General features: G+C 68.7%; 27 protein-coding genes and 1 pseudogene. 13 read left to right on the top strand and 15 right to left on the bottom strand.

The window, feature by feature from the left end; translation table 11 throughout:
• Positions 1 to 298: 298 nt before the first annotated feature.
• From E3O22_RS11235 to E3O22_RS11220, 4 genes are all read left to right on the top strand, one after another.
• Positions 299 to 1,168, top strand: coding sequence for a spermidine synthase (locus tag E3O22_RS11235; RefSeq protein WP_134395150.1), 870 nt, complete (start codon positions 299 to 301; stop codon positions 1,166 to 1,168).
• A gap of 313 nt (positions 1,169 to 1,481) precedes the next feature.
• Positions 1,482 to 2,045, top strand: a complete 564-nt coding sequence (locus E3O22_RS11230; protein ID WP_241973353.1) for a hypothetical protein — start codon at positions 1,482 to 1,484, stop codon at positions 2,043 to 2,045.
• A 178-nt stretch (positions 2,046 to 2,223) separates the two neighbouring features.
• The gene (locus E3O22_RS11225) at positions 2,224 to 3,393 is read left to right on the top strand and encodes a sorbosone dehydrogenase family protein (RefSeq protein WP_241976618.1); all 1,170 of its coding nucleotides are present in this window, start codon (positions 2,224 to 2,226) and stop codon (positions 3,391 to 3,393) included.
• On the top strand, positions 3,393 to 3,887 hold the full coding sequence (locus E3O22_RS11220) for a SprT-like domain-containing protein (RefSeq protein ID WP_134395152.1): 495 nt from the start codon (positions 3,393 to 3,395) through the stop codon (positions 3,885 to 3,887). Before E3O22_RS11225 ends, E3O22_RS11220 begins: the two co-directional genes overlap by 1 nt.
• Positions 3,888 to 3,954: 67 nt before the next feature.
• Here E3O22_RS11220 and E3O22_RS11215 read toward each other — a convergent pair whose 3' ends face one another.
• The 4 genes from E3O22_RS11215 to E3O22_RS11200 all read right to left on the bottom strand — a co-directional run bounded on the left by E3O22_RS11215 (position 3,955) and on the right by E3O22_RS11200 (position 6,786).
• Entirely contained in the window at positions 3,955 to 4,257 is a 303-nt protein-coding gene (locus E3O22_RS11215) for a DUF427 domain-containing protein (protein ID WP_104100997.1), read from the bottom strand.
• A 94-nt stretch (positions 4,258 to 4,351) separates the two neighbouring features.
• Positions 4,352 to 4,930, bottom strand: coding sequence for a 2-phosphosulfolactate phosphatase (locus E3O22_RS11210; RefSeq protein ID WP_134395153.1), 579 nt, complete (start codon positions 4,928 to 4,930; stop codon positions 4,352 to 4,354).
• Positions 4,931 to 4,951: 21 nt separating this feature from the next.
• Positions 4,952 to 6,217 carry a hypothetical protein gene (locus E3O22_RS11205; RefSeq protein ID WP_134395154.1) on the bottom strand — a complete coding sequence of 422 codons (1,266 nt, stop codon included), beginning with the start codon at positions 6,215 to 6,217 and terminating at the stop codon, positions 4,952 to 4,954.
• A 140-nt stretch (positions 6,218 to 6,357) separates the two neighbouring features.
• The gene (locus E3O22_RS11200) at positions 6,358 to 6,786 is read right to left on the bottom strand and encodes an EVE domain-containing protein (RefSeq protein ID WP_241973351.1); all 429 of its coding nucleotides are present in this window, start codon (positions 6,784 to 6,786) and stop codon (positions 6,358 to 6,360) included.
• Between the two features lie 43 nt (positions 6,787 to 6,829).
• Here E3O22_RS11200 and E3O22_RS11195 point away from each other — a divergent pair, with 43 nt between their 5' ends.
• The 4 genes from E3O22_RS11195 (at position 6,830) to E3O22_RS11180 (ending at position 10,651) form a co-directional block, all read left to right on the top strand.
• The gene (locus tag E3O22_RS11195; protein WP_134395156.1) at positions 6,830 to 7,342 is read left to right on the top strand and encodes a hypothetical protein; all 513 of its coding nucleotides are present in this window, start codon (positions 6,830 to 6,832) and stop codon (positions 7,340 to 7,342) included.
• On the top strand, positions 7,339 to 8,019 hold the full coding sequence (locus tag E3O22_RS11190) for a DUF1684 domain-containing protein (RefSeq protein ID WP_134395157.1): 681 nt from the start codon (positions 7,339 to 7,341) through the stop codon (positions 8,017 to 8,019). The genes E3O22_RS11195 and E3O22_RS11190 overlap by 4 nt, the downstream gene beginning before the upstream one ends.
• Positions 8,020 to 8,252: 233 nt before the next feature.
• On the top strand, positions 8,253 to 9,806 hold the full coding sequence (locus tag E3O22_RS11185; RefSeq protein WP_134395158.1) for a DEAD/DEAH box helicase: 1,554 nt from the start codon (positions 8,253 to 8,255) through the stop codon (positions 9,804 to 9,806).
• Between the two features lie 311 nt (positions 9,807 to 10,117).
• A complete protein-coding gene (locus E3O22_RS11180; RefSeq protein ID WP_104101003.1) occupies positions 10,118 to 10,651 on the top strand; it encodes a GNAT family N-acetyltransferase in 534 nt (177 codons plus the stop codon).
• A 42-nt stretch (positions 10,652 to 10,693) separates the two neighbouring features.
• Here E3O22_RS11180 and E3O22_RS11175 read toward each other — a convergent pair whose 3' ends face one another.
• Positions 10,694 to 11,281: an NUDIX hydrolase family protein gene (locus E3O22_RS11175; RefSeq protein ID WP_134395159.1), complete on the bottom strand. Its 588-nt coding sequence runs from the start codon at positions 11,279 to 11,281 to the stop codon at positions 10,694 to 10,696.
• A gap of 411 nt (positions 11,282 to 11,692) precedes the next feature.
• Between E3O22_RS11175 and E3O22_RS11170 the strand changes: the two genes are divergently transcribed.
• Together E3O22_RS11170 and E3O22_RS11165 are read left to right on the top strand one after the other, a co-directional pair.
• The gene (locus E3O22_RS11170) at positions 11,693 to 12,037 is read left to right on the top strand and encodes a hypothetical protein (protein WP_134395160.1); all 345 of its coding nucleotides are present in this window, start codon (positions 11,693 to 11,695) and stop codon (positions 12,035 to 12,037) included.
• A 407-nt stretch (positions 12,038 to 12,444) separates the two neighbouring features.
• The gene (locus E3O22_RS11165; protein ID WP_134395161.1) at positions 12,445 to 13,167 is read left to right on the top strand and encodes an alpha/beta hydrolase; all 723 of its coding nucleotides are present in this window, start codon (positions 12,445 to 12,447) and stop codon (positions 13,165 to 13,167) included.
• A 126-nt stretch (positions 13,168 to 13,293) separates the two neighbouring features.
• On the opposite strand, the gene E3O22_RS11160 is transcribed toward E3O22_RS11165, so the two are convergent.
• Positions 13,294 to 13,731, bottom strand: a complete 438-nt coding sequence (locus tag E3O22_RS11160; RefSeq protein WP_174720118.1) for a DUF5997 family protein — start codon at positions 13,729 to 13,731, stop codon at positions 13,294 to 13,296.
• Between the two features lie 96 nt (positions 13,732 to 13,827).
• On the opposite strand from E3O22_RS11160, the gene E3O22_RS11155 reads away from it, so the two are divergent.
• Positions 13,828 to 14,622 carry a LysR substrate-binding domain-containing protein gene (locus E3O22_RS11155; protein WP_198410605.1) on the top strand — a complete coding sequence of 265 codons (795 nt, stop codon included), beginning with the start codon at positions 13,828 to 13,830 and terminating at the stop codon, positions 14,620 to 14,622.
• A 6-nt stretch (positions 14,623 to 14,628) separates the two neighbouring features.
• Positions 14,629 to 15,870, top strand: coding sequence for a GAF domain-containing protein (locus E3O22_RS11150; RefSeq protein WP_134395163.1), 1,242 nt, complete (start codon positions 14,629 to 14,631; stop codon positions 15,868 to 15,870).
• A 24-nt stretch (positions 15,871 to 15,894) separates the two neighbouring features.
• On the opposite strand, the gene E3O22_RS11145 is transcribed toward E3O22_RS11150, so the two are convergent.
• The 9 genes and pseudogenes from E3O22_RS11145 to E3O22_RS11105 form a co-directional block, all read right to left on the bottom strand.
• Positions 15,895 to 16,590 carry a GyrI-like domain-containing protein gene (locus E3O22_RS11145; protein ID WP_134395164.1) on the bottom strand — a complete coding sequence of 232 codons (696 nt, stop codon included), beginning with the start codon at positions 16,588 to 16,590 and terminating at the stop codon, positions 15,895 to 15,897.
• Between the two features lie 31 nt (positions 16,591 to 16,621).
• Positions 16,622 to 17,449: an ABC transporter permease gene (locus tag E3O22_RS11140; RefSeq protein WP_134395165.1), complete on the bottom strand. Its 828-nt coding sequence runs from the start codon at positions 17,447 to 17,449 to the stop codon at positions 16,622 to 16,624.
• On the bottom strand, positions 17,446 to 18,441 hold the full coding sequence (locus tag E3O22_RS11135) for an ATP-binding cassette domain-containing protein (RefSeq protein WP_134395166.1): 996 nt from the start codon (positions 18,439 to 18,441) through the stop codon (positions 17,446 to 17,448). The genes E3O22_RS11140 and E3O22_RS11135 overlap by 4 nt, the downstream gene beginning before the upstream one ends.
• A 176-nt stretch (positions 18,442 to 18,617) precedes the next feature.
• Complete coding sequence (locus E3O22_RS11130; protein ID WP_134397946.1) at positions 18,618 to 19,580, bottom strand: FKBP-type peptidyl-prolyl cis-trans isomerase; 963 nt, start codon at positions 19,578 to 19,580, stop codon at positions 18,618 to 18,620.
• 214 nt (positions 19,581 to 19,794) lie between these two features.
• Positions 19,795 to 21,480, bottom strand: coding sequence for a chromosome partitioning protein (locus E3O22_RS11125; protein WP_134395168.1), 1,686 nt, complete (start codon positions 21,478 to 21,480; stop codon positions 19,795 to 19,797).
• 228 nt (positions 21,481 to 21,708) lie between these two features.
• A complete protein-coding gene (locus E3O22_RS11120; RefSeq protein WP_104171714.1) occupies positions 21,709 to 21,912 on the bottom strand; it encodes a hypothetical protein in 204 nt (67 codons plus the stop codon).
• 252 nt (positions 21,913 to 22,164) lie between these two features.
• Entirely contained in the window at positions 22,165 to 23,346 is a 1,182-nt protein-coding gene (locus E3O22_RS11115) for an acyl-CoA dehydrogenase family protein (RefSeq protein WP_134395169.1), read from the bottom strand.
• Between the two features lie 153 nt (positions 23,347 to 23,499).
• Positions 23,500 to 24,243, bottom strand: a complete 744-nt coding sequence (locus E3O22_RS11110) for a TetR/AcrR family transcriptional regulator (RefSeq protein ID WP_134395170.1) — start codon at positions 24,241 to 24,243, stop codon at positions 23,500 to 23,502.
• Positions 24,244 to 24,580: 337 nt separating this feature from the next.
• Positions 24,581 to 25,050 (bottom strand): annotated as a pseudogene (locus E3O22_RS11105) (IS982 family transposase); the annotation flags it as partial.
• A gap of 136 nt (positions 25,051 to 25,186) precedes the next feature.
• On the opposite strand from E3O22_RS11105, the gene E3O22_RS11100 reads away from it, so the two are divergent.
• Positions 25,187 to 25,514 (top strand): hypothetical protein (locus E3O22_RS11100; protein ID WP_370448475.1); only part of this gene is annotated, 328 nt, incomplete at its 3' end.

Below are 25,514 nucleotides of genomic sequence, written 5' to 3'. Positions count from 1 at the left end.
CGTGGACCCCGTCAGGTCTAGTCACTGTTAGTAAGGAATACCGAGTACGAACTCCTCAGACCCTCGCGTTCTGAAATTCCGGTGTTCTGAAATCCTGGAACGAGGTATGCGTCAAGGTGGCTTGAGCACGCAAAGCCGACCGCAATATGAAGGCAGAGTTTAGTCTGGGAGCGCAAAGAACAACTATATGCCGGATAGCTCACCATGTCCACTCAATTCTTGACGTGCCATAAATTCTCAGGTATAACCCGGTTTCGGGCCGCTCCGGTTCAGACTGCGGAGGGCGCAGACTTGAGGGATGAGCAGGCCTGTAGCGCAACATCCGTCGATCACCTTGAAACTGAGCGGCCACCATGCCGTCATCGAGCCCGACCGATTCACCCCGGGCAGCTTCAACCTGATCGTGGACGGCACGCCGCAGTCGCACGTGAACCTGGACGACCCGGGCGAGCTGTTCTTTGAATACGTGCAGCGGATCGGCCACGTGATCGACCTGATCGGCGAGGTGGGCGAGCCGATCACCGCCGTGCACCTCGGCGCCGGCGCGCTGACTCTCCCCCGGTACGTGGAGGCGACCCGGCCGGGCTCCCGTCAGCAGGTCGTGGAGCTGGAGAGCGACCTTGTCGATTTCGTTCGCGGTGAGCTGCCCTGGGACAAGCGGGCGCAGCTGCGCGTGCGGCACGGTGATGCCCGCGAGGTGCTGGCCAAGTTGCCGGCCGGGCTGCACGGCGCGGTGGACCTCGTCGTCGTCGACATCTTCTCCGGGGCCCGCACCCCGGCCCACGTGACCAGCCGCGAGTTCTACGAGTTGGCCGCTCCCCTTCTGTCGCCGCGCGGGGTGCTCGTCGTGAACGTCGCCGACGGGCCCGGTCTGCCGTTCGCCCGTTCACAGGCCGCGACGCTGTCCGCCGTCTTCGGACACGTGCTCGCCCTCGCGGAGACCCAGGTGCTCAAGGGGCGCCGGTTCGGCAATATCGTCTTCGTTGCCGCGCACACCCCCATCGACACGAGCTGGGTGTCGCGGCTGCTGGCGGGCGGGCCGCATCCGTCGAAAGTGGTCGAGGGTGCTGAGCTCACGCACTTCATGGCGACCGCGATGGTGACGACGGATGTGACGGCCACCCCGTCCCCGCTGCCCGGCCGCACGGTGTTCCAACTCGGCAGCTGAGCCGCGGTTACGCCGGGGGTCACGCGCCGGGCGTCGCGCGCCGGGCGCCGCGCGCCGGGTGTCGCGCGCCGGGTGATGTGTGGCCAACTCAGGAGATCCGGGGTCCAAGTGTTGCGGGCGTCCGTGTTCACGCGGCTTTATGTGCTCACGCGCTGGGATCTCCTGAGTTGGCCACGTGTGCTGCTCGCGGCGGGGCGACGGATGCCGGTAGGGCGGGCCGGATCGGGGCAGATGGCGGTGGATCGCGGCGGATCGGGGACCGGCCCGGCCCGGCCCGGCTACGCTGAACGGGACCACGTTTACTCCGCGGCATGTGCCGCCTTCGCCTCAGGACCACACCCTGCCCATCATCATTGGCTACGACGCCGTCACCCTGCGTGAGAAAGTCGACCTCTCTGCTGCAGAGTTGCGCCTCGAAGAACTCGGCGAGCTTCGCAGCCTGTCCGCCCTCAACGAGAAGGTCGTGCTGTTGCGGCTGACCGGACGCCTGGACGAGGCCTGGGACATGGCGAACACTGCGCTGCGCCAGTCCCGGTTCACCGGGTCGCGGGAAGAACTCGCGTTCAGTCGCATCCGTCGCGCCCAGGTGCAGCAGTACCGAGGCAAGCTCGACGAGGCGGTGACCGAGTTGACCCATTGTGTGCTCGAGTCCGAGACGCACGAGTGGGGTGCCGTCGCGGCGTTCGCCCGGGAAAGCCGCGGCAAGGTGCACTTCGAACAGGGCGACCTCGACGCCGCCCTGGCAGACTTCACGGCCTCGGTGACGCTGCGGGAGCAGGCCGGCGCCACGCCCGCCCTCCTTGAGAGCGCGCTCGTCGCCGTTGCGGTGGTCGAGTCCTTCATCGCCGAGCGGCGACAGTCCCGCCTGCAGCAGTAGCACTTCGGCGCCGCGGGGTGCCGGCCGGCAATTGACCGGCCCGCGCTTGACCGGCCCGCTGCCTCCGGACATCGATTTGCAGGAGTTATGCACGGAAGGGGCCACTCACCCCGAAGCAGGAATTCGGGGCATGCTGGACACAGCGCCGGCGAGCGTGCCGGTGCGAAGGAGGTGGAAGATGAGCGGGCGGATGCCACCACGCAGCGGCGCGACCGGGGTGCTGGCCCTGGGCGCGCTCCTGCTGCTCAGCGCGTGCACGGCGACCGCGCCCGGGCCCGCGGCAGAAACCTCGACCCCCGCCCGGCCGGTTCCGTCCGACACCGTTGCACCCGGGCCGACCGGCACCGCCGGGCCATCGGTGCGGCCGGTCGACGCCCCGGTCGTGATCGCCTCCGGGCTGGATGCTCCCTGGTCGATCCTGCGCCTGCCGAACGATGGCACCCTGATCAGCGAACGCGACACGACCCTCGTGCGCGAACTTCTGCCCGACGGCAGCCTGCGCGACGCCGGCCGGGTCGCCGAGGCGAGCCCGGGCGGTGAAGGCGGGCTGCTCGGCCTCGCCGCACTGGCCGACCCGGCCGCACCGGGCGGAACCGGGTGGGTCTACGCCTACTTCACGTCCGCCGACGACAACAAGATCGTACGGATGCCGCTGCTCGGCACGGTCGGAAGCCACACCCTCGGCGCATCCGAACCGGTGCAGGGCGGCATCCCGAAGGCCGGTAACCACAACGGCGGTCGGCTCGGTTTCGGCCCGGACGGCCTGCTCTACGCCACGGTCGGCGACGCCGGGAACCCCGAGAACGCTCAGGACCTGGGTTCCCTCGGCGGCAAGATCCTGCGGATGACGCCGACCGGCGCCGTGCCGGACGACAACCCGTTCGGCACGCTCGTCTACTCCTACGGCCACCGCAACCCGCAGGGGATCGCCTGGGACTCCAACGGCCGGCTCTGGGCGAGCGAGTTCGGACAAAACACCTGGGACGAGCTCAACCTCATCACCCCGGGCGGCAACTACGGCTGGCCGATCGTCGAGGGCCGGGGACAGAGCGCGGACTCCGGCTACCTCAAACCGGAGCAGCAGTGGCCCACCAGTGAGGCCAGCCCGAGCGGTCTCGCCATCGTGAACGACACCATCTTCATGGCGGCCCTGCGCGGCGAGCGGCTCTGGCGCATCGATCCCTCCACAGGCGAGGTCGATGACTGGTTCGGGAACAGCTTCGGGCGGCTGCGCGATGTGGTGCCGGGGCCCGATGGCACACTGTGGTTCGTGAGCAATAATACGGATGGCCGCGGCACCCCTTCCGCCGGCGACGACCGGCTTTACCAGGTGGCGGTGGCACCCTGATGGCCGACCTCGACCGGGTGCGGCACTGGGCGGACTCGTTGATCACGCTGCACCTCGACCCCAGCTGGACCTTCGCCTTCGACAACGCGAAGAAGCGAGCGGGGCTCTGCAACTTCTCCGTGCGGCGCATCACCGTGTCCCGCTACCTGGCGGCGCGCTACGAAGACGATGACGTGCACCAGATCCTGCTGCACGAGGTCGCGCACGCCCTGGCCGGACCGCGCGCCGGCCACGGGCCGAAGTGGAAGGTGATCGCGCGGAACCTCGGCTATGACGGGAAGAGCACGCACGACGGCGAGATCGCCGACGAGCTCGCGCCGTGGGTCGGCACCTGCCCGGCCGGCCACGTGCACTACCGTTACCGACAACCCACCCGGGCGTTCGCGTGCGGGCTGTGCGTGCGTGGATTCGACAAGCGGTTCCTGATCCGGTGGACACGGCGCGAGATCACGGCCGCCGCCCGGCGACAGGCTGCGGCGGCGGCCAAGCCCTAGGTGTGCCCTGTGGTCTTGACAGGCTCGACCACCGATTACTCGGGCCGGCCGTGCGGCCCGGAGCGGGCTACTCGGAGACCTGGACCTCTTTCCAGAAGGCGACGTAGTTGCTGTAGTCCTGGCCGACCCGGTCGAAGGAGGCCGAGGGCGGAGTCGGGTAACTGAAGGCGCGATCCTGCAGCAGAGTCTCGCCGTCCTTGACGCTGAAGTACTGGCACGCGCCCTTCCAGGAGCAGGTGTACTGCGTGGGGCTCTCGACGAGGAACTCGGAGTTCACGCTCGCCGGTGGGAAGTACCAGTTGCCCTCGATCTTGAGGAGATCTGCCTGCGGTGCTTCGGCGATGACGGTGCCGTTGAGTACTGCCTTCATGGGAGTTGCTCCTTCAGTGAGATTCAAACAGTGAAATTCGAACAGTGAGGGTCAAACGAGGGGTTCGGCCTCAGCGGCCGTGCCAGGTTCAACCTCAGCCCGGAAAGGCGAATTCCCGCAGTCGGGAGATTCCCGGGGAGCGCGCCGGGGCATCCGTCGCCGGGGCCTCGAGACGTACCGCAGCCTGAACCTCGGCCGACCGCCCCTCGGCGACGAGAGCCTGGGCGGTTTCGGACGCGGTGACCAGATGCCGCACGGCCCGGGTGAGACCCGCGAATCCCGCGGCGGCCGCGGCCGCCTCCGGCGAGCAGTGGTCGATGCCGCGGGCGGCGAGGGCGTCGATCACGGCGCCGGCGGCGAGGAAGTCCTCCACCGCGAACCGGGGGGCGCCGCCCTGGCGTCGCTCGCCCACGGCGATCACGGCCACGGAGAACCGGTCTCCCTTCTCCGCCTGGCGGGCGAGCACCCAGTCGGCCACGCTCTCACGGTTGGCGAGGCTCGCGGCGATGACCTGGTGCTCGTGCAGGGCAGTCGGGAGAACGACCTCGGAGCCGGGCGACGGCAAAGCGTCGGCCAGGATGACCACGTCGGCCTCGGCGGCCAGAGCCTGGAACCCGGCCAGGCCGACATCGAAACGGACCTGGTACTTCTGTTGGGGCGCGTCTTTGTTCACGCCCCAAGGGTAGCGGCGGCGCTACCGGACGTCGAAGCGGGCGAGCGCGTCGGCATCCGTGGCATGGGCCATCGCGCTGCGCGCGGTGTCCAGTGCGGACACCGGGTCGGCCTCCGAAGCCGCCAGGCTCAGCTTGCGTTCGGCCTCCGCGAGGCGGGTGCGCGCCACAGCGCCCACGCGGCCGGGATGCGCGGTGATGAAGTCGCGGGTCACGGTGATCTGGCTCCGCGCGGCCAACAGAGCGCCGGTCAGCGCGCCGCGGGCGTTGTCGAGCCGCAACTGGCGGTTGCGGGCCTCGGAACGGATCAGGTCGAGACCGTCCATCGCCGTGCGCAGTCGGGCCTGGTCAGCGGCAGGGTCGCTCAAGCGCGACGGCTGCCGCAGCTCGCCGACCACCCGGTCGGCCTCCGCAATAACGCGGTTCAGTTCGCCGCGGGCCGTGGTCTCCTCGTGGGTGTCACGCAGCGCGCGCACCTCGGACAGCTCGGCGTCCGCCGCGTCAAGCGCTCGGGCCAGGGATGCGAATCCGACGTGCAACTGGTCTTCGCCCTGTTCGATCGCGTCGAGCAGGGTGCCGGCGCGGTGCAGGGCCTGCTCGGCCGCGAGCAACTGGTCACCCACGGGGTCGGTGGCTTCGCGGGCGAGACGGGTGGCCGCGGCATCCGCTGCCCGGCGGGCGTCATCGACGGCCTCTTCGGCGCGGGAGACGTTGCCGCTGATCGGGGCCAGGGCGTGCGCGGCATACGTGCGGCTGAGCCGGGAGAGGCTGGCGGTGCCGGCCGCGACGCGGTCGGCGACCCGGTCGAGGCGGCGACGCAACTTGTCAAGTAGCAGCGGGGCATCCCGTTCGACGCCGCGCCGGGAGTCGAAAGTGCGGGTCTGCGCGCCGAGGCGCTTGACGGCCTCGTCGGCGAGCACGATGATCTCCTCGGTCCAGCGGCGACGCTCACCCTCGGAGTCGGGCACGCTGTCGTCGAGCCTCTGCTGCAGCAGGAACGCGTCACGTACCTGCCGCCGGGAGGCGTCGAGCGCGGCGGCGAAGTCGCTGGTGGCGTTCTCCCCGAACTGGGCGACCGCGAAACCGAGCTCGTCGGTGGCGACCTCGATCAGGTCATCCGCACGCACGAGGGCGATTGCGGCGGCTCGGGTGCGATCCGCGGCCAAAGTGCGGTCGACGCGCGCGCGCGCCCGGACCCGGCGCCGCATGATCATCACGATCACCACGACGACCGCTGCCGCCCCACCGAAAACGACGACCGAGGGCACCCACCAGAACTCGCCAGTCATGCGTTCAGTGTACCGAACGGATGCGCCTCACCCCGGCGCCGCACCCGGCGGCACGTCCTCGAAAATCGCCGGTCCCACCCACAATCGCCGCGGGGACGGGTCGCCTCGGCATCATCGGCGAAGAACGGCTGGTTCCAGCGCTACTCCCGGCGCATCTGCCGCCGGATCACCTCGAAGTCGTGCCGGGAGATCTCGAGCAGCCCCCGGCGCAGCTGGTAGCCCCAGTCGGGGTTGCTGCGCGTGAACTCGAGCACCGACAGGAGCGGGCGGATGGAGGCGGCAACGACATCCGTTTCGTAATCGATGTGACGTCGCCACGGGCGGTACGAGCTCGGGGCGTCGGACTCGCCCTGATGCACGATTCCAGGGGCGATGCGACCGATCGCGGTGAACTCGCGCAGCGCGAGCCCGTCGATGTGCGTCTTCGGGGAATAGTAGACCACCCCGTCGGACTCGCCCATCTGCTCGAGCGCCACCCGGGCCCCGTGGCTGGCCTGCACGAGCCCCACAGCGACGGCGCGCAGCACGTGTTCGCGCGAGGCAACGCCCAGCCAGTATCGAATTGCCACCCTCTTAGTTGTACTGCATGCCCCAGCACCACAGACTGGGGTCATGCGTGTTCTTCTAAAAGAGATCCTCGACTGCTCCCCCGATGCCGCCTGGCGCGCCCTGCGGAGTCCGGCCGTGTTCCGCGAGGTGAGTTCGCCCGTGGTGAGCGTCGAATCGCTCGAGATGGATGGCTTCCCCACCATCTGGGAGCCGGGTGAGCATCCGGTCAGCCTGACCGCGCTCGGCCTGGTGCCGATGGGCGACCAGGTGATCCGCCTGACCATGGCGACCACCCGGAAGGATGGCGTGCGCATCCTGCGTGACACCGGCCGCGGGGTATCGGGGCCGCTCGCCTCGGTCACCCTCTGGGACCACCGGATGGCCGTGTCTCCCGACCCGGCCGGCACCGGCAAGACGCTTTTTCGAGATCAGCTGATCTTCCGCACCGGCGCGCTCACCCTGGCCAGCTGGCCCGTTTTCTGGGCGCTCTGGCAGTGGCGGCTGCACCAGCTCAAGCGCCTCGCGCCGAACTGGAGCCTCGACCTCGGCGTCGATGAGTCCGGCGCGACCTCGTGAGCACCACCCTCGGCGCCCTGCAGGTGGCCGACTGGCGTCGGCGCGTGTTCGGGCTGTACGGCGGCGTACGCCAGCTCAGCGCGCACGACCCGGCCGCCGGCCACGAACTGTGGCGGAGCGGCAGGGACGACCTGTTCGGCGGGCATTCGGCGTCGCCGTTGATGCCCGACGACCGGGCCGGCTTCACCGGGCTGCCGGTCGCCGCCTACGACCCCGACTGGCGGTTCGAGGCCGAGGTGCACCGCGCGGAACATCCGGTGCGCATCTCGGTTGACACCGGCACCGACGGGAAGGTGCAGTTCGACCTCGTCGGAACCGTGCGGTTGCCCTACCTCGGACCGATCGACCTGTGGCGGCTCTCCAGCTACGGCGGCGGGCTCTTTCTGCCTGTGCGCGACGGCCTGGCCGGCAAGCCCGGCGGAACCTACGGTGGCGGTCGCTACCTGCTCGACACGGTCAAGGGCGCCGACCTGGGCGCCGGGGCCGACGACGACAGCATCATCCTCGACTTCAACTTCGCCTACAACCCGTCCTGCGCGTACGACCCGATGTGGGCCTGTCCGCTGCCCCAGGCCGGCAATACCGTGGCCGCGGAGGTGCCCGTCGGCGAGCTGACCCCCGGTGCGGAGCGCCACCCCACGGCTTCCGTCGGGCGGGCGTTCGACCCGAAGGCTTGACAGCATCCGCTAAGATGGAAGCTTGCGAGTGCGTAGTTGTGCTCGCTGCGTCGTAGAACGCCCTCTTCTTATTGCGGCAGCCCACCCGGGCCGGCCCGATTTTTCGAATCAAACCTTCTTACGGCGAACGGATGTGCCCATCGGCACCTTCGCCATGTGAAACCTCTGAGGCTCCGAGTTGCCGCCCGTGCGGAACGGATGCCTGGGGAATCTGATGCCCGAAAGGCACCACTTTGTCTGAAACTTCCTTTAGCGCGCTTGGCGTGCCAGCCCCTCTCGTTGCCATCCTGACCGAGCAGGGCATCGACAGCCCGTTCCCGATCCAGGTGGACACGCTGCCCGACACCCTCAACGGCCGCGACGTGCTCGGCCGCGGCAAAACCGGCTCCGGCAAGACCCTCGCGTTCGCACTGCCCATGGTGTCGCGCCTCGGCGGCAAGCTCGCCGGCGGCCGACGTCGTCCGGGCCGCCCGCTCGGCCTCATTCTCGCCCCGACCCGCGAACTGGCCACGCAGATCACCAACGCGCTCACGCCGCTGGCCGAGGCGTACGGTCTCAACACCACCACAATCTTCGGTGGCGTCTCGCAGGGCCGTCAGGTCTCCGCACTCAAGGCCGGCGTCGACATCGTCGTGGCCTGCCCGGGTCGCCTCGAGGACCTCATGAAGCAGGGCTTCATCAGCCTGGACGCCGTTGAGATCACCGTGCTCGACGAGGCAGACCACATGGCGGACCTGGGCTTCCTGCCCGTCGTCACGCGCATCATGGACAAGACGCCCAGCAGCGGCCAGCGCCTGCTGTTCTCGGCCACGCTCGACAACGGGGTGGACAAGATCGTGCGCCGTTTCCTGCACAACGAGGTCATGCACTCGGTCGACGAGGCCAACAGCCACGTCTCCGCGATGACGCACCACGTCTTCGAGATCGACGGCGTCGAATCGAAGAAGGCGCTTGTCGAGAAGCTCGCGAGCGGTTCCGGCCGGCGCATCCTCTTCATGCGCACCAAGCACCAGGCCAAGAAGCTCGCCAAATCGCTCACCGACGCCGGGATCCCTTCCGTCGATCTGCACGGCAACCTCTCACAGGTGGCCCGTGACCGTAACCTCGCCGCGTTCAGCGCCGGCGACGTGAAGGTTCTCGTCGCCACGGATGTCGCGGCCCGCGGCGTGCACGTCGACGACATCGAACTCGTCATCCACGTCGACCCGCCGGCCGAGCACAAGGCGTACCTGCACCGCTCGGGCCGGACGGCCCGCGCCGGCAGCGCCGGTGACGTCGTGACTCTGGTTCTCCCCGAACAGCGCCGCGACACCGACGCGCTGCTGCGCAAGGCCGCCATCAAGGTGACCCCGCAGCGCGTGACCGCGTCCTCCCCCGCCGTGGACGCCCTCGTCGGCGACGTCGCAGCGTACGTCAAGCCGCTCCCCCGCGTGGAGCAGCCGCACGGCCAGTCCCAGGGCGGTCGCTCACAGGGCTCCAACGCCCAGCGCAAGCGCGTCAACCGCGATGAGCGCGACTCCGGCGCCCGTGACTCCGGCGCCCGCGCCAGTGGAGCACGCGGCAACCGCGGACACCGCGGCAGCGACGCAGTGGCACCCGCCGGCGGAGCGCGCCAGGAGCGTTCGGGCCGCCCCGCGGCATCCGGTCGCGGCCAGGGATCGGGCAACGCCCAGAGCCGCCCGGCCCAGGGTGGTCGCTCCGGCGGCCTCCAGGTCGGGGGCCTCGTGCGCGGCGCCGGTGCCACCGGCGGCGCTCGTCGCTCGGCCCCGCGCCGCGCGCAGGGCTAGTCGCTCGGCAGCATCTGCACGTTAGTTCCCCGGTGAACGGGCCGGCCTCTCCCGAGGCCGGCCCGTTCTGCGTTGTGGCCAACTCAGGAGAAACATGTCCGTGACGGATGCTCGGCCCCGGAATCACGTGGCGCCGTACCATGGCGCCACCAGATCTCAGGAGTTAACCACTTGTTATCCGACTCATCGGCAGGGTCTGGAGCAGCCATAGACCGGGAAGTCGCGGGTCGGACGGGAGCCGTCGGTGCAGCGACCACGGGTAGAACCCGGCAGCGTCAACCGGGTGCCTGCGGCTGAGCTAGTCTCGGGTCATGGCCACCACAGCAGTACTTCGTCCCGTCGCAGAAGCGGATGCCGACAGCCTCGGCCGCGTGCATGCCACCTGCTGGCACGAAACCTACGACCAGTTGCTCAGCGAGGCCGCCCTCGAGCAGCTGCAGCCCGCACGACTGGCCGCCATGTGGCGCCGGTTCAGCGCCCAGGGACCGAACCACCGCCAGGTTGCGGCCCTCGTCGACGGCGAGATCGTCGGATTCGCCGGCAGCGGGCCGTCCCGCGACGCCGACAAGCCGGCCCCGATGGAGCTCTACTTCATCTACCTGCTCGACGCCTACCACGGCACCGGCATCGGCCAGCAGCTCTTCGACGCGGTCGTCGACGAGGGCCCGTCCTACCTGTGGGTCGCCGAAAACAACCCCCGGGCGCACTCGTTCTACAAGCGCAACGGCTACGCCCCCGACGGCCACGAGCAGGATCAGGAAGTGCTCGGCGAACAGCTCCACGAAGTGCGCCTGGTGCGACCGCGCTCGCTCGCACGTCGGCTGTCACTCGTCACGACCGAGTAGCTCGCAGCGGCGGCCCGCAGGATCGGGCCGCCATCAGGCGGCTTAGCGCAGCTGGCCGACCGAGGCGAGCGCCATGCGCAGCAGCGCCCCGCGCCCACCCTCCATCTCGGCTGCCACCGCGTCGGAGGCAGCCTCCTTGGGGGTCATCCAGGTCAGTTCGAGGGCGTCCTGGCGCGGGTCGCAGGTGCCGGTGACGGGAACGACGTAGGCCATCGAGACGGCGTGCTGGCGGTCATCCGTGAACGCGGTGATGCCCGGCATCGGGAAGTATTCGGCCACCGTGAACGGCACCGGGCTCATCGGCAGCTGTGGGAAGGCCATCGGGCCGAGATCCTTCTCGAGATGCCGGAAGAGGGCGTCGCGCAGGGTCTCGCCGTAGAGAACGCGACCGGACACGAGCATCCGGGTCATCTCGCCGGTCGACCGGGCGCGCAGGAGCACGCCGACCTCCACGACCTGACCGAGGCCGTCGACGCGCACGGGCACCGCCTCGATGTAAAGGATCGGAAGTCGGCGCCGGACTTCGGCCAGCTCGACGTCGCTCAGCCAGCCCGGGTTGGTGTGGGGTGGCCCCGCGCCCTCGGGGCCAGGCGTCCAGTCCGGATCGGGGTCAGGGGTGCGCACGCTCATGAGGCTATTCTGTCGTACCCTGCGCCCGGATACGCCATGGGCGCCCCGCTGCGGATCGGACGGAACGGGCGTGGCCCGGCGCGCGTGCGGCTACGGCCTGCGCGTGGTGGGGCAGAGAACTGCGGCGGCGGGCCACGTCCGCGCACTGGGCGCCGTCACCGGCTAGACCTCGGCGATGCACTCGGGATGCCGACGCAGGACCTGTCCCGGACCCAGATCGAGGCCGACTACGGTGCCACTGAGAGGTTTTCGGGACCCCGGACCGCACCCGCCGATCGCCGTCGGGTGGCCCGCCGGGTCGATCACGGATGACACGGAGCGGGCCAGTCTGCTGGCCCGCTCCTGATCGATTGTCACGGCCAAAGCGACCCCGGCGTCTTCGCGAAGCGGCTTCTCGACTAAGTGGTGCGGGTGCGGGCGCGCGGCTCACTCGATCTGCTCGGACCCTCGACGACGCTCGAGCGCCTGCGATCCGGTGAGTCATCCTTCGAGGCCGGGTGCTTCGGCACGACCGACGGCACGACCAACGGCGCGGCCATGCGCCTCACCCCCGCGGGGATCTCCTTCGGCCTCGCTCTCTTCGCCGGATTCATCGACCGGGTGGCCCGGGCCGGCGCAGTCCCCCACAACATCGGACTGGGGTTCGCCGGCCGTCTCTGTCGGGCGACCAGCCACCTCGCGGGGCTCACTCCGGCGGCGCGGGGCGAGACGGCGGACCAGCCGACCGGGACATCCGCCGCCGGTCGAGCAGGGTGATGGATGCCCGGGCCGGCCGGGGCAGGCCAGGCGGTGCGAGTGCGGTGAGGCTAACTCAGGAGAAACGGGTGACTGGCGCGGCCGCCTCGCGGAACTACGCGGCACCACGCGGAAGTCTGCGGGGGGTGCGCCCGCCGCTCCCGGAATCTTCTGAGTTGGCCACGGGGGGGGCCGCGGATGCCGCCGCCACGGGGGAAGTACCAGCCGGTGGTGTGCATGACTCCTGCAACTCGGCGGAGCGGTGGCACGGTTCCCGGAAGTACGGGCATCCTTCCGGCTTCTCGCAGCGGATCGCCGGAGTTGTGCACGGGGTACGACGGATGCCGACCGATTTTGCCGCGTCCCCGGAAGTGGAAAGATTGACCCGTCGGCGTTTCCCGGTGTCGACCTCGAACAGGAGGACCACCATGGGCCCGAACGAAACCAATCCCGGCGGCGACGCCTCCACCGAGAGCAGCATCGTCGGCGCCGCCGCGTGCGCCGAGCCCATCGACCCGGATGCCGTGCTGTGGAGCGCGTCTGGCGCTGACCGCGCCGGGCGACCGCTTCTGCTGATTCTGCACGGCTACGGTTCGCACGAGGGGGATCTCTTCTCGCTGGCGCCACACCTGCCGCTGCATCCGGTGATCGCCGCGCTGCGGGCCCCGCTCCCGGCCGGTCCGGGCTGGGCCTGGTTCCCGATCGGGGCCGCCGGCGCCAAGGTCAACCCGGGCTCGCCGAGCGCCGACGCTCTGGATGCCGCCGCCGCCGGGGTGCTCGAATGGCTGGACGGCCTTCCCGAGCAGCCCGGGTCCGTCGGACTACTCGGCTTTTCGCAGGGTGGGGCGATGGCGCTGCAGCTGCTGCGGCAGGCACCCGACCGGTTCGCGTTCGCGGTGCAACTGTCCGGTTTTGTGGGGCGCAGCGAGCACACTGGTGACGAGCGCCTGCGGGAGCGGCGCCTGCCGGTCTTCTGGGGTCGCGGCACGGCCGACCCGGTCATCCCGCAGGATGCCGTCGACCGCACCCGGGCCTGGCTTCCCGAACACTCCACACTCACCGAGCGCATCTACGAAGGCATGGGCCATTCCATTTCGCAGGCCGAACTGGGCGAGATCGTCACGTTCCTGCGCGCGCAGTACGACGCCTAGGTACCCCGCACCCGACACCCGACACAGCAGCGTCTCCCGCAGCCGGAATCGACGTCCTACGAGCAAAACCTCCGTCGAATTGGTGAGACGACGGGGAGGGAGCGACGTGCTTGCGGGCCGGCGGCGCTAGCGGCCGCGACCGGCCTTCTCGTTCTGGGCTGCCTGGCGGGCGACGTGAGCGATCTTGCGGGCGCGCTCGGCGTCGCGGTCTTTGACCCGGATCTGCTCCTCGCGCACCTCATACTGGGTGGCGCGCTCGGTCACGAGCCAGGCTGGCGGCTGCTGCAGCAGAGCCTGAATCTCGGCGGAGGTGAGCGGCTCCGTCACGGCGCCGCGCACGAGGCCGGAGATCGAGACGCCGAGCTTGGCGGCGACGACCTGCTTGGGATGCGGGCCGTTCGCCCGCAGTTCGACCAGCCAGGCCGGCGGTTTCGCTTCGAGCGCGGCCAGTTCGGTACGCGACACGGGCGCGCTCTGGAATTCTTCCGGGGCTGCTTCGAGCAGAATCCCGAGCTTCTGGGCCGCCGTGGCGGGCTTCATGGTCTGGGTCTTCTTCTCGCTCATCAGTCAAGCGTATAGCCTGAGAGCACCCGCATAGCCTGAGAGACAGCCGCTCCCCACGGATCTCCGTTCGCAGTGCCATCACGAGAAAGGATGCCGGTGACCTTTTCCCTTGCCTTCGTCGCCGGTGTGACCCCCACCAAGTGGACCCGCACCTGGGCCGATCGACGCCCCGACCAGCCACTCGAGGTCTTCCGCACCGACCCGTCCGAACAGGACGAGGTGCTGCGCGACGGCCGCGCCCAGGTCAGCCTGGTCCGCCTACCCGTCGATGAGACCGATCTCAGCCTGATCGCCCTCTACCGGGAGATCCCGGTGGTCGTCGCGGCCAAAGACCACTTCATCGCCGACGCCGACAGCGTGCTGGTCGCCGACCTGGCCGAAGAACACCTGCTGCAGGACCCCGACGATGTGCCCGAGTGGCGCCTCGTGGCCACCGAGATCAAGAACGGCACCCGCCGCCCGCTCCCGGCCATGCGCGACCTCGACGACGCGATGGCGCAGGTCGCGGCCGGGGTCGGCATCCTGATCGTCCCCCATTCGATCGCCCGACTATACGGCCGGAAGGATGTCGTCTCGCGCCCGGTCGAGGATGTCGCCGAAAGCCAGGTGTCCCTGGCCTGGCTCTCCCGTGAGACCACGGAAGACGTCGAGGAGTTCATCGGCATCGTGCGCGGCCGCACGAAGGACAGTTCGCGGGTCGACTCGCTGCCCGCCGGCACCGAAAAGGTCAAAAAGGAGAAGAAGACCGACAAGGCCAAAGCAGCGGCGAAGGCCGTGCGGGTCGCGGCGGCGAAATCCAAGCCGGCCGTGGCGAAGAAGGCGACGAGCGCCCCGGGCCGCACCCGCAACACCCCCAGCCCCCGGGCGGGCAAGCGCCGCGGCGGCCGGTAGCCCTCCGTGCCGCAACTCCTGCGGTGGGTGCTGGTACCCCTGATGCGAGCCTGGTCGGCCGCCGTGACGCGCGACTACGACGACATCCCGCGGCCCCGGGACACTCCTCAGTCGCATTCCCCGGGAACCGACAGCGACCGCGTGCTCCTCTTCGGCAGCGGACCGGCCGTCGGCTGGGGTGTGCTCAGCCACAACGTGGCCCTGCCCGGATCTCTGGCGCGGGCGTTGTCGTCTCGCACCGGGCGGGGCACGGATGTCGACGTCATCCCGAACCCGTTGGTCACCATCCGCACATCGCAGGCCGAACTCGACGGGCTGGGACTCTGGCGCTATGACGCGGTCGTCGTGAGTCTCGGTACGACCGACGCCGTCACCCTCCTGTCAGCCCTGGTCTGGCAGCGCGAGCTGTCCGCCCTGCTCGACCGGATCCGGCACGAGTCCTCGCTCAGCACCAGGATCTTCGTGCTCGGCATGCAGCCGATCCGGTCCATCGCAGCCTTCGACTCCGGGCTGGGCTCCGTGGCCGAGAAGCACGCCCGCAGCCTGAACGAGGCCAGCGCGGCGATCTGCGCGGGGCAGGAGCGGAGCTGCTTTGTGCCCATGGCCGCAACCCTCGCCTCAACGCCGGGGCGGGTGCGCACGGCCGCGCAGTACGTGCAGTGGGCCAATCTCCTCGCCGACAAGATGGCGCCACCGCTCGATGCCGAGTACCTGGCTGCTGCCCGAGGAACTTCCCGAGGAACGGCCGAGGGCCCCGCGGAAGCGTGGGGTGCCGAGCCGCTCTCGCCTGCCCCCCGCCGGGCGGTCGCCAGGCTGGGCATCCTCACCGCCGACACCGAGATGCGCTGCGACCACATCGTCGCCCTGGCCAGAAGCGCCTACGGCACCCGGTCGGCCGCCCTGACGCTCATCGACGGCGACCGGCTCTGGGACCTGGTGAGCGTGGGCTTCACTCCACGCATCTACTCGTTGGCCGGGTCGATCACGGCCCTCGCCGTGAGCGGGGCCGGAGCGTTCGTGGTTTCCGACGTGCTCCTGGACGACCGGCTCACCGCGCGTCCGCCCCGTCTGGGCCAGGAGCAGACCCGCTTCTACGCGGGTTTCCCGATCGAGGCCGACTCCGGCGAGCGGATCGGCGTCCTGTGCGTGTTCGACTCGGAACCCCGGCGCGCCGCCGAGGTCGACCCCGTGCTGTTGCGGGAGTTCGCCCTCCTGATCCAGGCCGACCTCGGCCAGCGTCAGGAGTAGGCGGCGCCGCCCGGCCGGCGCGGGTCAGACCGGCGCGACCGGCTGTCTCAACACCGTCTTCAGCTTCGCGGGCGCGGCGCGGCGCGGGTCGCCGAGATAGATCTCGTGGTGCCGGCCATTCACCCGCAGCCCGTTGCCTGCCAGGAACTCCCCGTGCAGGCGGGCGAGCGCGGGTGCCTCGGCGGCGTAGGGCCCGACATGCAGTAGCTGCGCCGACAGCCCCTCGTCGAGCCTCTCCACCCGCGCCCGGGCGAGCGCGGACAGCTTCTTCTTCGCGAGCGCGCCGGTGGTGGCCTCGGCGATGAAGGCATCCGTCACCCAGTCCGGCTGGCTCATCAGCAGCGTCCATTTCCACTCCGCCTTCGCGCCGGCGGTGAAGACGGAGGCATCGTCGGCGTACCAGAGACCTTCGAGCGGTGCGATGACCATCTCGCGACCGAGCGAACGCTTGGCCGCGAACTTGACCGCGTAGGCGATGGCGTAGAGGGCCTCGACGGCCTCGGTGTAGGCCGGCGCCGTGTCCGGGTCGCCGGCCCCGTCGAGGGCGACGAACCGCTGGGCCGGAACCTCGATCAGCTCCCAGTCCCCGTTGGCAGGCCCGTAGAGCGACGGATGAACGCGCTTCACGTCCCAGGGGCCGGCCCCGCCGGGCGCGGTGTTGCGGGGCGCGCGCAACTCTCCGGTGCGCCGATCGGTGCGGAACGGCACGGGGTCACTCATGGGCACTCTCCAGGGGATTCACTGACTCCTGCTAGCGGGAGCTGATGGACGCGAACTTGCGCACGCAAAGCGGAACGAACACGACCAGCATGACCGTGGTGCCGATCAGCACCGTGGCAATCGGGTTCTGCATGGTCCAGATGTCGGGCACCGGAGCTGTGCCCTCGTTGCCGAACAGCTCCCGTGCCGCCTGCACCAGCGACGAAACCGGGTTCCACTCCGCGAAGACGCGCAGCGGGGTCGGCAAGGTGTCGCTGGGCACGAAGGCGTTCGAGATGAAGGTCAGCGGGAAGAGGATCAGGAAGGAGGCGTTGTTGATGACCTCGGGAGTCTTCACGCTCATGCCGAGCAGCGCCATCACCCAGCTGAAAGAGTAGCTGAACAGCAGTAGCAGTCCCACGCCGGCGAGGAATTCCGGCACCGAAGAGTTCACCCGCCAGCCCACGAGCAGCCCGGTCAGCATCATGATCACCATGGAGATCGTGTTCAACACCAGGTCACTGTTGGTGCGTCCGATCAGCACGGCGGAGGAGGTCATGGGCAGGCTGCGGAAGCGGTCGATGATCCCTTCCTTGAGGTCCTGCGCCATCGCCGCGCCGGAGAAGGTCGACCCGAACACGACGGTTTGAGCGAAGATCCCCGCCATGAGGAACTGGACGTAGTCGGTGCCTTCCACGGAGATCGACCCGGCGTAAACCTGGCTGAACAGCAGCACGAACATGATCGGCTGGATCACCGCGAACACGAGCATGTCGGGTGAGCGCTTGATCTTGATCAGGTTGCGCTTGGTGACGGTCCAGCCGTCGGAGTACCAGAGCGAAAGCGGGTTCCAGGTGGGGAGGGTGGCAGCGGAGCTCATTTCGACTTCTCCAATTCCACGTCGTCCGCCTGGCCGGCGGCCTTGTCCGCCTTATGCCCGGTGAGTTTCAGGAACACGTCGTCGAGCGTGGGCCGGCGCATGCCGGCGTCGTGCAGACGGATGTCCGCGTCACCCAGCGCCGCCAGCACGTGCTGCAGCGCCCGCGGCCCGTCGACCACCGCGACCTCGAGGCCGCGGCCGTCGCTGGTGATCGCCGGTTCTCCCGAGCCGTAACGGGCGAGGATATCTCGGGCCGCCACGCCGTCGCCGGCCTCGACCAGGGCCACCTCGAGGCGGTGGCCGCCGATCTGCGCCTTGAGCTGGTCGGACGTGCCCTCTGCGATCACCCGGCCGTCGTCGATGACGACGATGTCGTCCGCGAGCTGGTCGGCCTCCTCGAGGTACTGGGTGGTGAGGAGCACGGTGGTGCCTTCGGCGACCAGGCGCTTGATGACGGCCCAGAGCGCGATCCGGCTGCGCGGGTCCAGCCCTGTGGTGGGCTCGTCGAGGAACAGCACCTTCGGGTTGATCACCAGCGCCCCGGCCAGGTCGATCCGGCGGCGCATCCCGCCGGAGAAGCCCTTGACCGGGCGGTTGCCGGCCGCGGTCAGCTCGAAGAGGTCGATCAGCTCCTTGGCCCGGCGCCGGGATTCGGCGCCGCCCAGGTGGTACAGCCGACCGACCATCTCGAGGTTCTCGAAACCGGTCAGGTTCTCGTCGACGGCCGCGTACTGTCCCGAAACGCCGATAATGCGCCGTACGCCCTTGGGGTCGGCGACGACGTCGATGCCGTCGACGAACGCGGTGCCGGAGTCCGGCCGGATCAGCGTGGTCAGCATCTTGACGACGGTCGTCTTACCGGCACCGTTCGGGCCGAGCAGCGCCTTGACGGTCCCGCGCGGCACGGACAGGTCCAGCCCGGCGAGCGCATGCACCGGTCCGGATTTGGAGCGGTACATCTTGGTCAGACCTCTGGCCTCAATGATGGTCATGGGACATCCCTGCCTGGTCGGGGGAAAAACGAGGGAAACGAGCGGCGCCACGAAATCAACATTTTATGGGCGTTGACCGGCTCGGACAAGCGCCACACCTGAACGCACGGATGCGCCCGGCACGACGGCCGTCCGTCCCAAATAACCGGCCGGTTCGAGCGCAGCCGAACGGCCTGCTAACCGGCGGCGAGGATGTCGACGACGAAGACGATCGTGTCGGTACCCGAGATGCCGGCGTCGGGCTGGCCCTCGGCACCGTAGCCGAGTTCCGGCGGAATCGCGATCATCACCTGGGAGCCGACCGTCTGGCCAACGAGACCCTGGGCGAAGCCGGGAACGACGGCGGCCAGGGAGATCGGGGTCGGACCGCTCTTGCCCCAGGTCTGGTCGAACACCTCACCAGTGGACCAGACGACGCCCGAGTAGTGCATGACCACGGTGTCCGCTTCGGCGACTGTGGCACCGTCACCCTTCTTGAGAACCGAGGTCTTCAACTCGGTCGGAGCGTCGGTTTCCGGGATCGTCACGGTCGGAGCGCCATCCTCGGCCAGCTTGACAGTCGGGAAGCCATCCTCCGGCTTCTGGTCCTCGCCGTTCGCGCGAGGGAGGATTTCGCTTTTAACGTCGATGACGAAGATGATGTTGTCTTCGGCCCCGACTTTAAGCTCCTCGTTGCCGGTCTCGCCGAACGCGTCAGCCGGCGGGGCCACGACCGCGACGCGCGATCCGTAGTTCGCGCACGCGACACCCTTCATCAGCGCCGGGAATACACTCGAGTCCTTGGCCAGGGTGATGGGAGCGCCGAGGTCGTCACCGAAGCCGCCGGCGTTCATCTTCTCGCCAGTGTTCGCGTTGTAGACGGAGAACCCCAGTTCGACGATGTCGTCGGTCTTGACGGCGTCACCCTTGCCCTCGGTCACGACGGAGACCTCGGTGGCCTTCGTGGTCAGCGGCGACTCGAATTTCACTTTGGGCTCGGCGCCGGCCTTGCCGGAGACCTTCACGGCCTCCGACGCCGTGCCGGAATCGACGCAAGCGATTCCCGCCGCTCCGGTGTTGTCGGAGGGAGACCCGCTGCACCCGGCGAGGGCGAGCACGGCAACCGTGGCTATGGAGATGAGGGCAGGAAGTTTACGCACGCTGATCTTTCTTCTCGACAGTGATCTATTCACAATGATCGTTTCGACCACTGATCTGTTCGGCAGGATTCGATGCACACACTGGTTCGCGGGGCATCTGAGTCGATGGCATTCGTTCGGGCCTTCGCCAGTATGCCCGACCGACATCAGTGCCGCCTGACTCCCGGCTGGCACACTGTCGGCCGGGCGGGCTCAACACCGGGACGCCGCCGGGTCAGAGACCTTCGGCGATCGCGGCCGTGGCAACGAGCCACGCTTCACGGGTGCGCGGTGCGAGCGCGTCGTAGTTCAGCGATCCCCCGGCCACGAGGGCGGAGTCATACGGCACGTCCACGACGGTGCGGGTCAGCTTGCTGAAGTGGTCGTGGAGCCGCACGGAGAGGTGACGATCGGCCGTCTTGGCCGGTGACGCCAGGATTGTGACCGCCTGCGCGACCTTGTCGGCGTGGCCCTTCTGACGCAGGCCGTCGAGCAGCGAGGCCGCGCCATACGCGGTGTCTTCGCGGATGGTGGAGACGACGACGAGCTGGTCGGCCGCGTCGACGGCCGCCTCCCAGTTGGACGCCCGCATATTGTTGCCGGTGTCGATGATCAGCACCCGGTAGAACCGGCTGAGCGCGGCATGCAGTTTGCCGAAGGCCACGTCGTCGATACTGGCGGCCCCGGCAGGGTCGAGGTCGGAGGCAAGCGCGTCGAACCGGGCGTCACCCTGGTTGCGCACGTAGTTGTCGAGGTCGCCGACCCGGGCGGAGCTTGAATAGGCGAAGTTGTCGAGGTCGCGCAGCAGGTCGACCGCGGTGTTGGTGTGGGCGGCGGTCTGCGCCCGCACGCCGAGGGTGCCCATGGTCTCGTTGTTGTCCCAGGCGAGGGTGTACCCGCCGCGATGGATGCCGAAGGTCGCGGCGATGAGCAGGGTCGCGGTGGTCTTGTGCGCGCCGCCCTTCGGGTTGAGCACGACGATGGTGCGCGGGCCGACCAGGCTGCGCTGCACGGACGCGACCGCCGCGCGGTGCGACATCTCGCCGGTTCCGGGGGCCGGGGAGACGAGTCCGCCGGTGAGGCGTCGCACCGTGCCCTGCCAGCCCAGAAGGGCAGGCCCTGCCACGAGCGGCGGACGGGAATTCATGAAGTCCGCGAGGTTCGGACCACCACCGGCGAGCGCTGCGGAGGCGATCGAGGGGTCGTCGGCGGGCACCTCGGCGAACGTGCCGCCCGGCACCGGTGCCGGGCCGACGAGGTTCGTGGCGGCCCGGGGAGCGGAGAAGGGCGAGGCCGCGAGGTCCTGCTCCTGGTCGTCCTCATCGTCGGTGTCGGCGTCGAGATCGAGGACGAGGCCATCGAACGCGGTGAGGGGCGGGACATGGGCCCGTGCCGACGGGGCCGGTTCGATCTGCTGGATGACATCGGCATCGCGCATGGCTTCCTTCAGCGTTGCCGTGTCAAGCGCAGCCGTGCCGAGCCCAGCGTCATCGAGCCCGGCGGCCTGGAGTTCGGCGGTGTCGAAACCTGATTTCTGCTGTTCGGCGGGCACGACCAGCGCGATCAGTTCGACGTCCTCGCTTGCGGAGACGGCGGCGGAGACGGCAGCAGGCGCGGTCGATACCGGCTCCGATGCCGGTCCTGGTTCCGAGGAGGTCGGGATGAAGGCCCCATCGTCTTCCACGTCCCCGTTCGGGTGAACGATCAACGGCGACTTGCCCTGCTCGTCTTCCGCGGTCAGGCGCACCGCGCGATCGATCGCGCGCGCGGCATCCGTGACCCGGTTGATGATTTCCTCGCGCACGCCGGCCTCGTCGGCGGCGGTGACGCGCGAGCTGACACCGTCGATGACGAGCTCTCCCGTTCCGTCGCTTCGGATCATCGCGCGGATGCGGGGAAGTTCGGAAATGTTCTGCGTCATATTCGGCCTTTTTTCGTCGAGCTCAGCTCAGCAAGCGTGAGCACGTCGAATTTCGGTTAAGCGTGCCCCGTTCAGCCTACGGGGTAGCGGCGTCCACCCCTCGTTTGGCCGGGTGACGCATATAAACGAACTTTTCGGAGTTTCTGGCATTGATTCGGGAATGATCTCCGTCGAATTCGTTCGGGGCACGGGCGTGTGACAGGGCGGGCCGGGGTCAGGCGTGCTCGGCTAGGCCGCGTGTGGCTCGGGCACGGCCCAGCGGATGGCGCGTAGGCCGGACCTGGTGGCGTGCGTGTCGTCGTGGCCGCTCTGCCGTCGGCATTCCACGAGGTCATTCGTCGGGGTGATGTGCGGGTCGCGGCACGAGCTCGCGTAGCTGGTGTAATCCGTTTCGAGCAACAGCTGATCGTCGGTGAGATGTTTGTCGGTCATCGATCTGCGTTCCTGGTTCAGGCGCACGGGCCGAGTCCCCCACGACGGTTGCGCGCAGTGCTGCCCGTGTTCTCTGGCTCGTTCCGGTGCGGCCGGGCTGAGTGATTGTGTCACAGCGTACGTTGGCAGACGCCGAATGTCTCCACAATGTCGAGTATTGGTCATTTTGCTCGCCTGACCCACACCCGCCCGAGCCGCGACGGCGACATCCGTCGACCACAGGTCGACCAAGTCCTGAGCCGAGCAATCGGGTCAGCGGAAGGCGCTGATCCCGGTGAGGTCCCGCCCGATCAGGAGCGACTGCACGCTTTCGGTGCCCTCGTAGGTGTGCAGCGACTCGATGTCGGCGAGGTGCTGGATGATGTGGTTTTCGAGCAGGATGCCGTTGCCACCGAGCATGTCACGGGCCATCGACGCGATCTCCCGCGCCGCCCTGGTGTTGTGATACTTCGCCAGCGACGCCTGGATCGGGCGCAGCGTACCGGCGCCGTCGAGCTCAGCCAGGCGCACGCAGTGCAGCTGCATTGACGTGAGCCGGGACAGCATCATGGTCAGGCGCTCCTGCACGAGCTGGAAACCGGCGAGCGGCTTACCGAACTGGATGCGCTGGGTCGAGTAGTTCAGAGCCGCCTCGAACACCGCCGTGGCGTGGCCGAGGGCCGACCAGGCCACTCCGAGCCGGGTCGCGAAGAGCACCGTGGAGGCGTCCTTGAACGTGTGGGTGCCCGGCAGCACGGCGTCCAGCGGGATCCGCACATCCGTGAGGGTGATCCGGGCCTGGTGGATGGCGCGCAGGGACCCCTTCCCGGTGATCGTCACTCCGTGATATCCGGGGGTGTCCTGTTCCACCAGGAAGCCGCGCACATTGCCGTCGTCGTCACGAGCCCAGACCACCGTCACGTCGCCGACCGAGCCGTTGCCGATCCACTTCTTCTCGCCGTTGAGCACCCATTCGTCGCCGTCGCGCTGTGCGGTGGTCTCCAGGCCGACCGAGTCCGAGCCATGGTCGGGTTCGGTCAGGGCGAAGGCACCAAGTTTCTCGGCGCGGGCCAGCGGCACCAGCCAGCGTTCTTGCTGCTCCGGGCTGCCGAACAGGGCGATGCTGCGCAGGGCCAGCCCGCCCTGCACGGCGACCACGGTACCCATAGAGCCATCGCCGCGGGAGATCTCCATGTTGACGAGCCCGGCCGCGAGCGGCGACATGGGGCTCAGTCCGGGGCCGACGACACCGTCGGTGAGGAGGTCGAGCTCGCCGAGTCTTCGGGCCAGGTGCAGCGGGTAGTCGGCTTTGTCCCACGCGGTCGTCAACTCGTCCAGCGACTCGGTGGCGAAATTGCGGGCGCGGTCCCAGAAGGCCCGGTCAGCTTCAGGTACGTCGGCGAATACGCCGTAGTAATCGGTGTCGAGGGGCCTGGATACGTCGTAGTCGGGCACGGTTTCCCTTTCGTGGAGGACAGCGAAGTCGGGCAGGCCCGATCGGCTGATGTCGTCCGGCACCAGGGAATGAATTCCCTCGTGCGCCGGTCAGAAAATGCCCAGGTACAAGTTCTATCTGACACTCAGTCCCAGGTCAAGTGATACTGAGTCTCAGCAGGAGTGCGTCTGGGCGCGCAGCCGCTCCTCGATGGCGCGGGCCAGTTCGGTGGGATCCGTGGCGGCCGGGAATACGGCGACGACCACGTCGCCCGCGGGTCGCGCCTCGGGACCTGGCGCCGCGGCATCCAGATGGAAAAGCCGTCGCACCTCGGTGAGTTCGGCGGCCAGCGAATACGGGCCGACGCTGTCTGTCGCCCGGATCAAGCGCCGCAGCACGAAGTTGTGGGTGGCCGTCACGGCGGCCGCGAAGCGGATGGCAGTCAGGGGCGGCACACCCGGCACGGTGCTGCGCAGGTAGCTGGCGAACATCCGTTCATACCGGATCGCCATGATGGTCTCCCGGTCCCGGAGCACGGGGGTCTCCCGCAGGACCCGGTCCCGGATGCGCACGATCTCCAGACGCTCGCGGAACCGCTCGAAGACCATGGCGGCGGCCTCGCACACGGCCAGCCAGGGATCCGAATGCGTCGCAGCGAAGTGCTCGTCGATGCGGGCGACCAGCTCGTCGTGGTCGGCGAAGATCACGTCGTCCTTGGACCGGAACTGCCGGAAGAAGGTGCTGCGCGAGACCCCGGCCGCCTCGGCGATGTCCACGGTGCTCGTGGCCTCATAGCCGTGCTCCTGGAACAGGCGAACCGCGATGTCGGCAACCTCGACCCGCGAGAGCGGTCGCTGGGGCCCGGGCGGCTCGGCAGGCCGGGAGGATTCGGCGGATGCGGCAGGCAGGTCTGACATGGTCAGGCGAAATTATCATGGAACACGCAGGACCGGATGCCCCGCGCGGGCCGGTCATTTCGTGTCCGGATCGGCAGCGCCTCCGTCATCTCGGTTCTGGTCGCGGCAACCAAATCGGAGTAATGTCACCGTCACGGTCAATGAGGACCTGTCGTCCCCACGAAAGAGAGCGCTCCATAGATGGACTTCAATCCCGAATGCCGCCAGCGCGCGTGCGCCGGACACATGCGAACTCGGGCCGTCACAACCGACACCCTGGCCGATGAAGAGATCTGGTTCCAGTGCGACGTGTGCGGCTGCGAGAAGCACTTGACGAACCTCAGGGACTGAGTGAGTCTCAATGGTCGTAGGCGATGAGGGGTCGTTTGTTGGGGCTTACGAGGAGCCAGGTGTGCCAGTTTCTGTCTGCGTGGGCGATTGGTCGGCCGGCGACGCGGGAGTAAAGGCCCGGGATGGTGCGTGCGCCGTGGACTTCTAGGGCGAGTTGGCCTTTGCGGGTGTCGAAGTCCAACTCGACCCACTGGCGCATTCCGCCGAGTTTGCCGAAGCGTTTCTTCTCGTCCTTGCGGTCGGGTCGGATCAGGTGCGCGCCGAGTTCGTTGGTGGTGAACCCTTCGAACTCGCGGCCGGCGAACCCTTTATCGCCGATGATGACTTGGCCCTGCTGGATCAGGTGTCGGTCATGGCGGAGCATGGCGTGGGCAGGGACTTGCCGCAGGGCACCGGGGTGGTGTCGATTAGCCGCATGATCTCGCCCCAGGACGGGGTATCCCGGGCCAGTTCGGTGATCATTGCGGAGAGGTTAGGACTCACTCATCTCGGGCGCCCGCGACTCTGGAAGCGCCGAACAGGTTGGATTTGGTGGGATATACTTTCGAATTCTATTTCTCCACAACCTGATATAGTCTCGTCTCTGTGTCTGATTCCTGATAAACTCGGTCTTGTGAACAACTTCACCGAAACCCTCGCACCGGATGCCGCGCCCGGCCCGTCCGGCGCGGCGCGGGCGGTCACGCTTGTGCACGATTTCGCGGCGGGGCTCGGGGAGTTCCTGCGGTGTTCGGCGGTGCGCGGCTTCGACGACGACGGCCTGCTGCAGGTGACCGCGGCGGTCGAGGTCCTCGGCCGGCGAGTCTACGCGCTGCGGGTGGCGGTGGCGGCGGAGGTCGCGGACCGGTGCCGGCCCGAGCTCGGCACCGGGCAGCTCTCGGCGAAGCGGGGCTGCCGCACCGCTGGAGAACTACTCGAGCGCCTGACGCTCGTCTCCGGGC

Source organism: Cryobacterium sp. TMT2-18-2 (genome assembly GCF_004402245.1).
Taxonomy (GTDB): Bacteria; Actinomycetota; Actinomycetes; order Actinomycetales; family Microbacteriaceae; genus Cryobacterium; species Cryobacterium sandaracinum.
The sequence above is the reverse complement of the archived record's forward strand: the minus strand, read 5'-3'. Positions and strand labels throughout refer to the sequence as shown.